This window comes from Castellaniella sp. (assembly GCF_034675845.1).
Classification (GTDB): domain Bacteria; phylum Pseudomonadota; class Gammaproteobacteria; order Burkholderiales; family Burkholderiaceae_B; genus Castellaniella.
This window is the reverse complement of the sequence record NZ_JAUCCU010000001.1, coordinates 863,412-875,646: the sequence shown is the minus strand read 5'-3', so window position 1 is coordinate 875,646 and position 12,235 is coordinate 863,412. Positions and strand designations below refer to the sequence as shown.

General features: G+C 59.9%; 14 protein-coding genes. 8 read left to right on the top strand and 6 right to left on the bottom strand.

The features are described 5' to 3' along the window. Window positions 1–9: 9 nt before the first annotated feature. On the top strand, window positions 10–228 hold the full coding sequence (locus VDP81_RS04280; RefSeq protein ID WP_322996876.1) for a hypothetical protein: 219 nt from the start codon (window positions 10–12) through the stop codon (window positions 226–228). Window positions 229–243: 15 nt separating this feature from the next. Beyond that, the gene (locus tag VDP81_RS04275; RefSeq protein WP_416233206.1) at window positions 244–498 is read left to right on the top strand and encodes a hypothetical protein; all 255 of its coding nucleotides are present in this window, start codon (window positions 244–246) and stop codon (window positions 496–498) included. 22 nt (window positions 499–520) lie between these two features. Here VDP81_RS04275 and VDP81_RS04270 read toward each other — a convergent pair whose 3' ends face one another. Further along, complete coding sequence (locus VDP81_RS04270; RefSeq protein WP_322996877.1) at window positions 521–1,249, bottom strand: helix-turn-helix domain-containing protein; 729 nt, start codon at window positions 1,247–1,249, stop codon at window positions 521–523. A gap of 306 nt (window positions 1,250–1,555) precedes the next feature. Here VDP81_RS04270 and nirK point away from each other — a divergent pair, with 306 nt between their 5' ends. Then, on the top strand, window positions 1,556–2,956 hold the full coding sequence (nirK, locus tag VDP81_RS04265; protein ID WP_323011661.1) for a copper-containing nitrite reductase: 1,401 nt from the start codon (window positions 1,556–1,558) through the stop codon (window positions 2,954–2,956). A 108-nt stretch (window positions 2,957–3,064) separates the two neighbouring features. Here nirK and VDP81_RS04260 read toward each other — a convergent pair whose 3' ends face one another. Continuing rightward, window positions 3,065–5,059 carry a ligand-gated channel protein gene (locus VDP81_RS04260; RefSeq protein ID WP_323011660.1) on the bottom strand — a complete coding sequence of 665 codons (1,995 nt, stop codon included), beginning with the start codon at window positions 5,057–5,059 and terminating at the stop codon, window positions 3,065–3,067. 290 nt (window positions 5,060–5,349) lie between these two features. Here VDP81_RS04260 and VDP81_RS04255 point away from each other — a divergent pair, with 290 nt between their 5' ends. From VDP81_RS04255 to thpD, 5 genes are all read left to right on the top strand, one after another. After that, a complete protein-coding gene (locus tag VDP81_RS04255; RefSeq protein WP_322996880.1) occupies window positions 5,350–5,886 on the top strand; it encodes a MarR family transcriptional regulator in 537 nt (178 codons plus the stop codon). After that, a complete protein-coding gene (gene ectA, locus VDP81_RS04250; RefSeq protein WP_322996881.1) occupies window positions 5,883–6,428 on the top strand; it encodes a diaminobutyrate acetyltransferase in 546 nt (181 codons plus the stop codon). Before VDP81_RS04255 ends, ectA begins: the two co-directional genes overlap by 4 nt. Window positions 6,429–6,468: 40 nt before the next feature. Further along, on the top strand, window positions 6,469–7,776 hold the full coding sequence (gene ectB / locus VDP81_RS04245) for a diaminobutyrate--2-oxoglutarate transaminase (RefSeq protein ID WP_322996882.1): 1,308 nt from the start codon (window positions 6,469–6,471) through the stop codon (window positions 7,774–7,776). Beyond that, a complete protein-coding gene (locus VDP81_RS04240; protein WP_322996883.1) occupies window positions 7,773–8,165 on the top strand; it encodes an ectoine synthase in 393 nt (130 codons plus the stop codon). The genes ectB and VDP81_RS04240 overlap by 4 nt, the downstream gene beginning before the upstream one ends. 85 nt (window positions 8,166–8,250) lie before the next feature. Further along, entirely contained in the window at window positions 8,251–9,153 is a 903-nt protein-coding gene (gene thpD, locus VDP81_RS04235; RefSeq protein WP_322996884.1) for an ectoine hydroxylase, read from the top strand. Window positions 9,154–9,159: 6 nt separating this feature from the next. Here the strand turns inward: thpD and ehuA are convergent, their stop codons facing one another. The 4 genes from ehuA to ehuB are packed head-to-tail and all read right to left on the bottom strand — an operon-like array spanning window position 9,160 to window position 12,232. Continuing rightward, window positions 9,160–9,972, bottom strand: coding sequence for an ectoine/hydroxyectoine ABC transporter ATP-binding protein EhuA (gene ehuA, locus VDP81_RS04230; protein ID WP_322996885.1), 813 nt, complete (start codon window positions 9,970–9,972; stop codon window positions 9,160–9,162). A 17-nt stretch (window positions 9,973–9,989) separates the two neighbouring features. Then, the gene (gene ehuD / locus VDP81_RS04225) at window positions 9,990–10,685 is read right to left on the bottom strand and encodes an ectoine/hydroxyectoine ABC transporter permease subunit EhuD (RefSeq protein ID WP_323011659.1); all 696 of its coding nucleotides are present in this window, start codon (window positions 10,683–10,685) and stop codon (window positions 9,990–9,992) included. 3 nt (window positions 10,686–10,688) lie between these two features. Continuing rightward, window positions 10,689–11,360, bottom strand: a complete 672-nt coding sequence (gene ehuC / locus VDP81_RS04220) for an ectoine/hydroxyectoine ABC transporter permease subunit EhuC (protein ID WP_322996887.1) — start codon at window positions 11,358–11,360, stop codon at window positions 10,689–10,691. Between the two features lie 11 nt (window positions 11,361–11,371). Then, window positions 11,372–12,232 carry an ectoine/hydroxyectoine ABC transporter substrate-binding protein EhuB gene (gene ehuB / locus VDP81_RS04215; protein WP_322996888.1) on the bottom strand — a complete coding sequence of 287 codons (861 nt, stop codon included), beginning with the start codon at window positions 12,230–12,232 and terminating at the stop codon, window positions 11,372–11,374. Window positions 12,233–12,235: the final 3 nt, after the last annotated feature.

Below are 12,235 nucleotides of genomic sequence, written 5' to 3'. Positions count from 1 at the left end.
GCCTCCGATATGCCAGCCCGCCAAAAAGACCTGTCAAAACTGTCCGAAGGCCGCCCCTGGTGGCAGCATCGCTGGCCCTGGCTGCTGTTGTTGGGGCCTGCCGTGGCGGTGGTGGGCTGCGTCATCACGATTGTGCTGGCATTCCAGTCCTACGGCGATCAGGAAATATTCGATGGCGGGGTCCGGCAAGGGTTGGTGGTGACTTCGCCAGCCTCATCCACACAGTAAGTACGGGGGGCCTCTATGCTGCACACACGCGATTTGATGTGGATTTTATGGCCTTCATTTCTCATGGCGGGGATCGTCAGCGGGGTGGTGTTTGTGCTGGTCGATCCTTTGGATCTGGTGTTTTTAGGCGAACTGCGCGCCAATCGCCTGACCGTATACACACTGGGTTTCTTTTTGTTCTGGATCATGACGGCATTATCCAGCGCCCTGACCTTGCGCCTGGCCCCGCGCGGGGTCATCTTGGATGATTTTGGCGACCCCCTGAACTGAAGGGGGCTGCGCGGTCAGTGGATTATCCGCAATCCGCGCCGGACAGGGCTTGCAGGCTGGCGACATCCAGGATCTGGACTTCGCGCTGCTGAACGCGGATCAGGCCTTCACGGGCAAACCGGGAAAACAGGCGGCTGACGGTTTCCAGGGTCAGACCCAGGAAATTCCCGATTTCCTCGCGGCTCATGCGCAGGATGAATTCGTGTGGTGAATACCCCAGTATCTGTAGCCGCTGGGATAGATTCAATAAGAACGCCGCCACGCGCTGTTCAGAGCGCAGGCTGCCCAAGGACAGCAACTGCTGGTGCGAACGGCTGATTTCCTTGCTCATCAGCCTGCGTAGTTGCAGATTCAGTGAGGGCAGCTGGGGTGTCAGACGGTCCATTTCGTCCAGGTGGATAACGCAGACTTCGGTGTCTTCAAGAGCAATGGCATGGGATGCCTGCTGCGCGTGCATCAGGCCATCCATGCCCAGGATTTCGCCTGGCAGCAAGAACCCCGTGATCTGGACCTGGCCGCTGGCGTCTTCGATCTGGGTTTTCATGGACCCCGAGCGCAGCCCGTAGATAGCCTCTGCTGCGTCGCCCTGGCGATACAGGGAGCCGCCTTTGGGCAGACGAATGCGTTCCTTGATGAGCTCGTCCATCTTCGCGACATCCTGGCGCGCCATGCCCAGGGGCAGGCAGATGGCATTGAGCATACAGGTGGAACACCGCGTGGACTCGGGAGCCACCGGGACACGTCTCAGCATGGTGATCCGGGTGCTAGGCCCAGGGGAGGGAGTGTCAGCCAAAATAATGAAGCCCGCAAAAAAATAAGCAACGGGAAGAAAAAGCCCCCGTGCTTCCAGGGGGATTATAAGTTCCTTATCAGGATATTTGTAGCTTACAGTATTAATCACCCGATTTTGTTGTGTGGAAGTCTTGCTTTTTGTCGTGGTCTTCCCCCAACTGCCTGCTACCGTCAGCCTGGGTGCAGTACAGTAGAGATCATGACATTAGGCCTATAAGGTCTAAATGGCAACTGTTTCGATATCAATTAGTTTCCGGGGGTAAGTATGCGATTGATCCGCTATATTCTGTCAGGCCTGTTGTTGGCAGCAGGACTAGGGCTTGGCCCTGCTTGGGCTGAGCATGGCCCCGTCACCCACGATAGCCAGTCCGTCACCTACAAGCCCGATGTCACCTTCACCTTGCGCACCGCGATTGCCGACGGCAAGCTCGTCTTCATCGGTGATCGCGGCGATATTCTGGACCAGGTGAATCCCGACCTGAAGGTCCCCGAGGGTGCTGTGGTGCAGATCAACCTGATCAATAGCGATGGCGCCACGCACGATATTGCAGTGCCTGATTTCAAGGCGCAGTCAGATCAAATTTCCGGCAAGGGTGCCGCTACGGCGATTGTATTCAGGGCGACCAAGAACGGCACCTTTGAATACTTGTGCACTTTGCCTGGCCACAAGGCCGCCGGGATGGTGGGTAACATCATCGTGGGCGAGCCCTCTGATGAAATTCAGGTCAAAGCCCCGCAGATTGCCCATGATCCAAGCCAGGTCGGCACTCCGGTGGGCAAACGCGGCCCCAAGGACATCACCGTTGACTTGCTGACCACCGAAATCGAAGGCCGTTTGGGCGATAACAGCACGTATCGCTTCTGGACATTCAACAATAAAGTCCCTGGTCCGTTTGTGCGGGTACGGGTGGGCGACACGGTGACCTTCAACATCACCAATGCGCCGGACAGCACGCATATCCACTCGATCGACCTGCATGCCGTGACTGGCCCAGGCGGCGGCGCCGCCGTGACTCAGGTCCCGCCGGGCCAGACCAAATCCTTTAGCTTCAAGGCCAACCATGTGGGGCTGTTTGTGTATCACTGCGCCACGCCCATGGTCGCCCAGCACATTACCAATGGCATGTACGGCATGATTTTGGTCGAGCCCGAGGGCGGACTGCCCGCAGTCGACAAAGAGTTCTATGTCATGCAAGGCGAGCTCTATACCGCCCAGCCCTACGGTGCCAGCGGCCTGCAAGAATTTTCCCTGGAAAAGCTCCTGGCGGAAAATCCGGAGCACGTCATGTTCAATGGCTCCATGGATGCCCTGACCAAGGTCTACAGCATGGAATCCAACGTGGGTGACAATGTCCGCATCTTCTTTGGCGTGGGCGGCCCCAACCTGATCTCCAGCTTCCACGTGATTGGCGAGGTCTTCGACAAGGTCTACGATCAGGCGTCCCTGACCAGCAAGCCCCTGACCGACGTGCAAACCACCATGGTTCCGCCTGGCGGAGCCACCATGGTCGAGTTCGTCACCGACTACCCGGGCCGATACCTGCTGGTGGACCATGCGCTTTCGCGGGTTGAAAAGGGTGTGGCCGGCTTCCTGACCGTCAAGGGCAAGGCGGACCACACCATTTTCCACAGCGACGAGGCGATCGATCCGAATTCCGGCCATTGATGCGCGATCGCGATCCATCCGTGATTGCCGTCATCGGCCACATCGTTCACGGATGATCCGGATAAGACAAAGGCCCCTGTGGGGGCCTTTGTCGATGGAGGGAAAGCGTCAGAAACCCACCGTCAGTTGCGCCCAGTAGCGGCGCCCGTCCAGCACGGTATCGTAGTCGTCGTAGCCGATCTGTTTGTCCAGCAGGTTGTAGACCCCCACGCCCACGCTGGTTTTCTTGTTGATCTGATAATTGAAGCCCGCATCCACAAAGGTGTAGGACGGCGTGCCTTCCGCCATGCTGGTGCGGCTCAGGTATTCGGATGTGCGGCTGCGAAAATTGGCCCGGGACCAGAGGCCGAGCTTGTCAGTGGCGTCCCAGTCCAGCGTGGCATTGATCATGTGCTTGGGCATTTTGTTCAGCGGCTGGCCGGAAAATGCCCCGGTTTTCTGCTTGGAGTACGTATAGGTGTAATTGGTGGCCAGCCGCAGGCTGTCGGTCATGGCCCAGGTCATGGTGGCTTCCAGGCCGCGCATGGTGGCCCGGTCCACATTGGTGCGGGTGCTGATGAACTTATAGCCTTCGTCGCCCGGTATCACATGGCAGGTGGGCTGTTGTCCCGCATCCGTGCACAGGCGGATCTCGGAAATCTTGTCCTTGAATTCCGTATTGAACAGCATCACGCTGGCGTCCAGATTGCTGCCGTTGTTCCAGATCAGCCCCAGTTCCTGGCTGATGCTGGTTTCCGGCTTCAGGTCCGGGTTGCCCATGATGATGGCGGGTGTGCCCCCGCCGCCGGTGATCTGCCCCCAGTCGGCCACGCTTTGGCGCAGGCTGGGGGCCCGGAAGCCGGTGGAGACCCCGCCTTTGATGCTGAGGCTGTCGGTGGCATGCCAGACGCCGTACAGGCGTGGCGTCCAGTGGGTGCCGTAGTCCTGGTCGTTGGTTGTGCGCAGGCCCGCCGTCACCGTGAATGTATCGCTCAGGTACCAGTCGTCTTCGGCATAGATCGCCCATTGGTTGCGTGCCAGGCGGTTGGTGCTGCTGGTGGCGTACTGGTTGCCATCGTCGCGCAGGGTCTCGCGCAGGAACTGATATCCCATCGTCAGGGTGTGAGCTTTCAGGGGCACGACCCACTGAGTGTTGAACTCGGTGTTGTCCAGCCACATATTGCGGCCTTCATTGGATGTTTCATCGCGCTGCACATAGGTGGTGGATGTCGCCCAGCCCCAGCGGCCCGTATGGCGCAGCGCATAGGTGTTGCGGCCATATTTGCTTTCCGACACATCGCAGCCGCCACGGCAGCCCGTGGCCGCGCTGGATTTGCCCGGAGTGGCGCGACGTGTTTGCAGGGTGCGGCTGATTTCGGCAGCGATATCGTGGTTTTTATCGGGAGTCAGGGTCAGCTTGAGCGTTCCGGCGTTTTGTTGCTGATCATTGAAGCCATTCAGGATGTGGTCTTCCTCGCGATTGACGTATTGCCCATAAAACTGCAAGCCCAGCAGGTCTGACTTGATGGGCCCGGCCAGATAGACGCTGCCCTGGTAAATATTGCCTGCGTTGTGATTTTCCTGGATGGTGGCTTCAGCCCGCGCCGAGCCGGTCCATTCCTGGTGAACTGTACGCGTGATGATGTTGATCACCCCGCCCATGGCGTCGGACCCATACAGCGCCGACATCGGGCCGCGAATCACCTCGATGCGTTCAATGGCGTCCAGCGGGGGTAGCCAACCCTGTTCGATGCCTGCATTGTCGCTGTTGGGGCGGGTTTCGCGCGAATTCTGGCGGCGGCCATCGATCAGGATCAGGGTATAAGCCGAGCCCATGCCGCGGATGCTGATATCGCTGTTGCTGGCACCGCCGGTCACCACCACGCCGGGAACATCCTTCAGGGCATCGGTGACGTCCTTGTAGGCGCGTTTTTGCAATTCCGCGCGGGGCAGCACGGTAATCGAAGCCGGCGCGTCTTCTACGGTCTGTTCATAACCTGTAGCCGACACGACCACCCGGTCCAGCTGAGTGATGTTTTCCTGGGCTTGCAGGACGGGGGCGCCCAGGGCGGCGGTCAGCAGGGACAGCGCAAAGGGGAGGGAATGCTGTGGGACGAGTTTCATGGTGCTTCGGCGAGGGCAAGAGAAAGTTGGTTTTTTCAGAGGCATGAAAAAAGATGTTGCGGTATCTTAATAAGAATCATTATTAATTGCAAATACGAATAAAAATCATTTTTACTTATGATATGGCCAGCATTTCAGCCCATTCCTGGCACACAGACGCATGCCGTGCCCGTTCCGCCAAGCACCGGGCTTTTGATCTGCCATGCATCCGGATTATTTGTTCTTGACCATAATGTTCAGCTAGCTTATTATTTCAGTAGAAATCAATTTTTCAGGAACACGTCACCATCATGAACACTCAAATGGATGCGCAGCAGGCCTACGACCTGCGTATCTTGCGGGCCTTGCGCCGAATCACCCGGGCAGTTGCCCTGCATTCCAGGCAGCTTTCAGCCTGCGGCCACATTACCGGGCCGCAGTTGGTCTGCTTGCGCACCGTCATCGACAAAGGCCCGCTGACCGCCACCGCCATCAGCCGCGATGTTCACGTCAGCGCCAGCACCGTGGTCGGCATCCTGGACCGCCTGGAGGACAAAGGCCTGATCGTGCGCGAGCGTGGTCGCGCCGATCGGCGCATTGTGTTTGTCAGCGCCACGGATGCCGGGCGAAAGCTGGCCCAGGACACGCCTTCGCCGCTGCAGCAGAAGCTCGCGGACTCCCTGAAGGCCCTGCCTGAACTCGAACAGGCGACGATTACCTTGTCGCTCGAACGCGTGGTGGGTTTGATCGAGTCCGATAGCGGCGTGCTCCCGGTGGCTGATGCGCAGTCGCCCATGCTGGATGTGCCCGTCACCGGCGTAGCGCCCGAATCGGGGTTGGTGGTTTGAATTCAACAGAGGCCGACCGTCCGTTTGCGGCGGCCGAGGATAAATTCCAGCTTCGGTTCCGGCCTCCGCGCAAGGCGGATGGCCCCGCCTTGCATGCGCTGGTTGCCCAGTGCCCGCCGCTGGACCTGAATTCCATTTACCTCTACTTGTTGCTGGCGGAACATTTCCCCCAAACCTGCGTGTTGGCCGAAGATGCCCAGGGCATAGTGGGCATGGTGTCGGCGTATCTGCCGTCGGGGCGCAGCCGTGTGCTGTTTGTCTGGCAGGTGGCCGTGCATCCGCGCATCCGGGGTCAGGGCATAGGGGGCCGCATGCTGCGGCAGCTGCTGCTGCGCCGCGTTTTGCGCAGGGTGCGGTGGGTGGAAACCACCGTCGGCCCGAAAAACCAGGCTTCGCGGCGCTTGTTTGCGCGGCTGGCCGATCGGCTGGCGGCCCCGCTGGTCGAGTTGCCGCTGTTCGAGGCGGCTTTGTTTGGGGCGGGTGCGCACGAGGCGGAGCCGCTGCTGCGCATTGGGCCCATTTCCTTGTCGGCAGTGAAATAAGTTGCTGTCGTCTATTCGAACGTCAACAAGGAGCAACAGCATGGATTTAGAAATATTTGACCGGATGGAGTCTGAAGTCAGGGGCTACATCCGGTCGTTTCCGGTGATTTTTTCCAAGGCGCGGGGGGCGGAGCTGTTCGATGAGGCAGGTCGCCGCTATATTGATTTTTTCAGCGGGGCCGGCACCCTGAATTACGGTCACAACAACCCGATCCTGCGCGAGCGCATGGTGGAATACCTGGATTCGGATGGGGTGGTGCATGGTCTGGACATGGCCACCAGCGCCAAGAAATACTTTCTGCAGACGGTGGACAGGCTGATCCTGAAACCCCGCCGACTGGACTATACCCTGCAGTTCACCGGCCCCACCGGGACCAATGCAGTCGAGGCGGCGCTGAAGCTTGCCCGCCAGATCAAAGGGCGCCAGAACATCATTTCATTCACCCATGGGTTTCATGGGGTGTCGGGCGGATCGCTGGCCGCCACGGCCAATCAAAAATTCCGCCAGGCCGCTGGCGTGGCTTTGGGCAATACCAGCTTCATGCCGTTTGACGGATATTTTGGGCCTGATGTCAATACGGCCGCCTACCTGGAACGCCTGCTGGACGACCCCAGCAGCGGCCTGGATCATCCCGCCGCGGTGATTGTCGAGACCGTGCAGGGCGAGGGTGGCGTGAACGTGGCGTCGCAACATTGGCTGCGCGAACTCGAACGTCTGTGCCGCCGGTACGACATGCTGCTGATCGTGGACGATATCCAGGTGGGCTGCGGGCGCACCGGTCATTTTTTCAGTTTCGAGACAGCGGGGATTTCGCCCGATATCGTCACCTTGTCCAAGTCCCTGTCCGGCTTTGGCCTGCCCATGTCGCTGGTATTGTTCAAGCCCGAACTCGATGTCTGGCAACCGGGGGCGCACAGCGGCACGTTCCGGGGCAATAATCTGGCCTTCGTCACCGCCGCCCAGGCCCTGGAGACTTACTGGGCCGATGAGGTCCTGTCCGAGGCTGTGGCGGCCAAAGAATGCCTGGTGCGCGATTGGCTGGAAAATCTGGCGCACAGCTGCCGGACGGCGGGGCTGTCGGTGCGTGGCCGGGGCTTGATTCAGGGGCTGGTGACGCCGGTGGGCGATGGTCTGGCCAGCCAGATCGCCCGGCGCGCCTTTGAGCAAGGGGTGGTGATCGAAACTTCGGGGGCGCATGATGAGGTTCTGAAAATCCTGCCTGCCCTGACCATCCCTGAAGAACAGCTGATCCAGGGGCTGGAAGTCATTGAACGCAGCACCAACGAGGTGCTCGCCTCCTTGGGCCGCCGGCCTCGGTTGCTCAAGGTCGCCGGGGGTAATGCATGATTGTGCGCCATGTCGGCGAAGTGATCGGGACCGATCAGGAAATCGTCACGCCCAACTGGACCAGCCGCCGGGTTTTGTTGGCGGATGACAAGATGGGGTTCTCGTTTCACGAAACCGTAATTGCACCGGGGACCGAGACACATATCCACTATCAGAACCACCTGGAGGCGGTATGGTGCATCGAGGGCGATGGTGAAATCGAGACCATTGCCGATGGCCGGAAATATACCTTGGGACCGGGGGTGGTGTATGCGTTGGACCAGCACGACGAACACTGGCTGCGCGGCGGGACGGCGCCGCTGCGCGTCATCTGTGTTTTCAACCCGCCGCTGACCGGGCGCGAGGTGCACGACGCCGCTGGTGTCTACCCGCTGGAAACCGCGTCCTGAACCGCATGTCCCGGCGCGTGCGCCGGGTGGCGGAGGCGGCCCACCAGCGATGGTGGGCCGCCTGTTTTTAAAAGGAGTATTCACGATGAAAGATTTTTATGAATCGCGGACGAGCCGTTCTGCGGCCCTGATTGCGCGGGCGGACCCTGTGGTATATGGCGAAGGCCGCTATGTCCAGGCGCTGCAGGCCGCCCAATTAAGGCGCTATGAGGAAGATGGCTTTTTGATCCTGCCGGGCCTGTTCGATGAGGATGAAGTCCGCGCCCTGCGCGAGGAAGCCGATGTCCTGGAACACGAGCCCGCTGTCCGCGAGGGGGAAGAAGTCGTGCGCGAACCCGGCGGGACGGCCCTGCGTTCGATTTTTCGGGTGCACGAGCTGGGCAGGCGTCTGGCCGATCTGCCGCGTGATCCGCGCCTGCTGGATGTGGCGCGCCAGATTCTGGGTTCCGAGGTCTATATCCACCAGTCCCGGATCAACATGAAACCCGCGCTGGATGGCAAGGAATTCTATTGGCATTCGGATTTTGAAACCTGGCACGTGGAAGACGGCATGCCGGCCATGCGGGCGCTCAGTTGCTCGGTCTTGTTGACGGACAACACGCCGTTCAATGGGCCTTTGATGCTGATCCCGGGTTCGCACCGGCAGTTTGTGGCCTGCGTGGGCGAGACCCCGGAGGATAACTATAAAAAATCTCTGCGACGTCAGGAAGTCGGCGTGCCGGACCCCGTCAGCTTGCGCCTGCTGGCCGAACAAGGCGGCTTGCGGGCGGTGACTGCCCCGGCGGGATCTGTGGTGTTCTTCGATTGCAACACCTTGCATGGGTCGGGTGGCAATCTGTCGCCCTGGCCGCGCAGCAATGTGTTCATGGTCTACAACAGTGTGGAAAATCGTCTGGTGGCCCCGTTTCACGGCATGCAGCCACGCCCTGCGCATATCGCATCGCGTCGGGCGGACGAGATACTGACACCGCGCCCGAAGAACGCTTGAGCGCCTTCAATGGATGCCTTGGCGGGCCTCCATGAAGTTTTTCAGAAAATCCCGAGTGCGTTCCTCTTGGGGGTTATTGAAGATATCCTCAGGGGGGGCCTGCTCCACCACCACGCCCTTGTCAAAGAAACACACCCGGTCGGATATCTGGCGGGCGAACTCCATTTCGTGGGTTACCAGCAGCATGGTCAAGTCGTGTTCTTCGGACAGACGTTGGATCACGCTCAGGACTTCGCCCACCAGTTCAGGGTCCAGGGCGGATGTTGGTTCGTCGAACAGCATGATGTTGGGTCGGGTGGCCAAGGCGCGGGCAATGGCCACGCGCTGTTGCTGGCCCCCGGACAACTGGCTGGGAAATTTTTCAGCGTGATCGGTCATGCCCACCAGATCCAGATATTCGAAGGCCCGTTGGCGGGCTTTTTCGCGGGACAGTCCCAGCACATGGATGGGCGATTCGGTGATGTTGCGCAACACCGTCATGTGAGGGAAAAGATTGAACTGCTGGAACACCATGCCCATTTCCTTGCGCATCCGGCGCAAATGGGCCTCGCTGGCCGGGACGGTCTGACCATGGCGGTATTCGTGCCACAGCGGTTTGTCGGCTACCTGGATCAGGCCGCCGTCTATGTTTTCCAGCGTCATCAGAATCCGCAGCACGGTGGACTTGCCGGACCCGGACGGCCCGATGATTGTTACTTTTTCGCCTTTGGCGACCTGAAAGTCCAGCCGGTCGAGCACGGTGGCAGCGCCGAAGCGTTTAACCACCTTGTCCATCACAATGATGGGGGAATCGTCTGAGGGGGTGGGTTTTTCCGACATGATTATTCAGCCTTTCACTACCCGCGCAAAGGAATGCCGCGCTTGGGCAGGTGTTCGTCCAGATAGCGCACCCCGGCGGATGCGATCAGGGTCAAGATCAGGTAAAGTCCGCCGACCATGGTCAGCGGCACCATGTAATTGAAGCTGCGGTCACCGATGATGCGGGCGACATTCAGCATTTCCAGTACCGAGACCACCGACAGCACCGGCACGTCCTTCATGATGGAAACCAGGTAATTGCCCAGCGCCGGAATGATGCGCGGGATGGCCTGGGGCAGGATGATGACGGCGAAAGTGCGCAAAGGGGAAATATCCAGCGCGCGGGCGGCTTCGGTCTGGCCATGGGTAATGGATTCCAGGCCGGCCCGGTAGACTTCGGACATGTAGGCGCTGTATTGCACCCCCAGGGCCAGGGCGCCCGTCAGGAAAGCAGGCAGCACCAGGCCATACTCCGGAAGCACGTAGTACAGGAAGAACAGTTGCACCAGCAGCGGCGTGTCGCGCAGAAATTCCGTCAGCAGACGGGCCGGCCAGGAAACGATTTTCAGGCGTGCCCCCTTTAAGGCGGCCAGCGCCAGTCCCAGCACTGCCCCGACCAGAAAGCCCAGCAAGGTCGCTTTGATCGTGATGACCATGCCGCGCAGCAAGATCGGCAGAATCGACCAGGCAAAGGTCCAGTCGTTGGCTGTGTTCCATTCGATACCAAACAGCATGATTCAGGTTCTCCGGCTGCGCCAGCGGCCGACGCGGATTTCCAGGATGCGCATGGCACCGGCCAATGCCAGGGCCATGCCGAAGTACATCAGCAGCAATAAGGTGTAGACGGATACACTGTCCTGGGTGATATTGCGGATGCGCTCGGCCTGGAAAGCCATGTCGCTCAGGCCGATCAGCGACACCAGGGCGGTGTCTTTCAGATTCTGCACCGTCAGATTGCTGAAACTGGGCATCATTTCAGGAATCGCCTGAGGCAGGGCGATGCGCCACAGAATTTGCCGGGGGGTGAAATCCAGCGCCCTGGCGGCTTCGTATTGATCGTGGGGCACCGCCTGGATGGCGCCGCGCACGACTTCGGCCCCGTAGGCCCCGATGTTCAGGCTAAGGGCCAGCGTACCCGCCGCCACAGGCGGCAGACGCAGGTCGATGCCCAGGGCCTGGCCCAGAACCGGCAGGGCAAAGAACAGCCAAAACAACTGCACCAGCAACGAGGTGCCGCGAAAGACCTCGATCACCGCGATGGATGCCCAGCGGCAAGCCAGGTTGCGCGACAGCCGTCCCACACCGAATAGAAAAGAAAACAGCGCCCCCAGAAGCGTGGAGTACACGGTCAGTTGCACCGTGACCCCGGCGCCCGTCAGCAAGGGACGCAGATAATCGGTCCAGTCCATGAGTCAGCGGTTTAGTCTTTGCACAGCTGGGCGGTCGTGCGCTCGAAAGACTGCGTGGCGTCTTCCGCCGAAAACCCATAGTTGGCCAGAATCTGTTTCCAGCCGTCGGTTTGCTTGAATTTGGCCAGTTCCTGGTTGACGGCCTGACGCAGGGCATCGGAGTTCTGGGCAAAGGTAAATCCGCCCCAACTGCGCACTGGCTGACCGTCGATCACTGGGTCCTTGAAGTCGGTGGCCGCTTCGACCTTGCCTTTGCCTTTGGCGGCCAGTTGGCTGACGGTCAGGCTGGTGGCCGCATAGCCGTCCGCGCGGCCCGTGGCGACGGTGGATATCGCATCGGCATTGCTGGCGATCGTGACGATTTGATCTGCGGGAACTTTCAGGGCTTGCAGCATTTCCAATTGGTTGGCCCCGGCCATGATGGCGACTTTGTGGCCGGATTTGGCAAATGAAGCGTAATCGTGCAGGTTTTCCGGGTTGCCTTTGGCCACCAGCAGGCCTTCGCCATACGAGCTGTTGGGTTCGGAGAAGCTGACTTGCTGGCAGCGCTGCGGCAGGATGGCCATTTCGGCGGCCACAATGTCATAGCGGTCGGCCTGCAGGCCGGGGATCAGCGAACCGAAACTGGTGGTGGTCCATTGGATGTTCTTGATGCCCAGGGCATCGGCGATGTGCTTGATGGTGTCGGGCCCCACACCCTTGGCTTCGTCGTTCAGGTCCATATAGCCATAGGGGATTTCATTGGCCACGGCCACCCGCAAGGTGCCGGTTTTTTGGATATCGGCCAGATTGGCGGCGTGGCTGCTGGTGGCGATGCCCAGTGTCACGAAAGTGGCCGCGGCCAGCAGGCTGGTTTTCAGTGCTTTGCTCATAAG

Coding starts and splice junctions, on each gene's coding strand:
- VDP81_RS04280 (WP_322996876.1), top strand. CDS start 10: ATGCCAGCCCGCCAAAAAGACCTGTCAAAACTGTCCGAAGGCCGCCCC.
- VDP81_RS04275 (WP_416233206.1), top strand. CDS start 244: ATGCTGCACACACGCGATTTGATGTGGATTTTATGGCCTTCATTTCTC.
- VDP81_RS04270 (WP_322996877.1), bottom strand. CDS start 1,249: ATGCTGAGACGTGTCCCGGTGGCTCCCGAGTCCACGCGGTGTTCCACC.
- nirK (WP_323011661.1), top strand. CDS start 1,556: ATGCGATTGATCCGCTATATTCTGTCAGGCCTGTTGTTGGCAGCAGGA.
- VDP81_RS04260 (WP_323011660.1), bottom strand. CDS start 5,059: ATGAAACTCGTCCCACAGCATTCCCTCCCCTTTGCGCTGTCCCTGCTG.
- VDP81_RS04255 (WP_322996880.1), top strand. CDS start 5,350: ATGAACACTCAAATGGATGCGCAGCAGGCCTACGACCTGCGTATCTTG.
- ectB (WP_322996882.1), top strand. CDS start 6,469: ATGGATTTAGAAATATTTGACCGGATGGAGTCTGAAGTCAGGGGCTAC.
- VDP81_RS04240 (WP_322996883.1), top strand. CDS start 7,773: ATGATTGTGCGCCATGTCGGCGAAGTGATCGGGACCGATCAGGAAATC.
- thpD (WP_322996884.1), top strand. CDS start 8,251: ATGAAAGATTTTTATGAATCGCGGACGAGCCGTTCTGCGGCCCTGATT.
- ehuA (WP_322996885.1), bottom strand. CDS start 9,972: ATGTCGGAAAAACCCACCCCCTCAGACGATTCCCCCATCATTGTGATG.
- ehuD (WP_323011659.1), bottom strand. CDS start 10,685: ATGCTGTTTGGTATCGAATGGAACACAGCCAACGACTGGACCTTTGCC.
- ehuC (WP_322996887.1), bottom strand. CDS start 11,360: ATGGACTGGACCGATTATCTGCGTCCCTTGCTGACGGGCGCCGGGGTC.
- ehuB (WP_322996888.1), bottom strand. CDS start 12,232: ATGAGCAAAGCACTGAAAACCAGCCTGCTGGCCGCGGCCACTTTCGTG.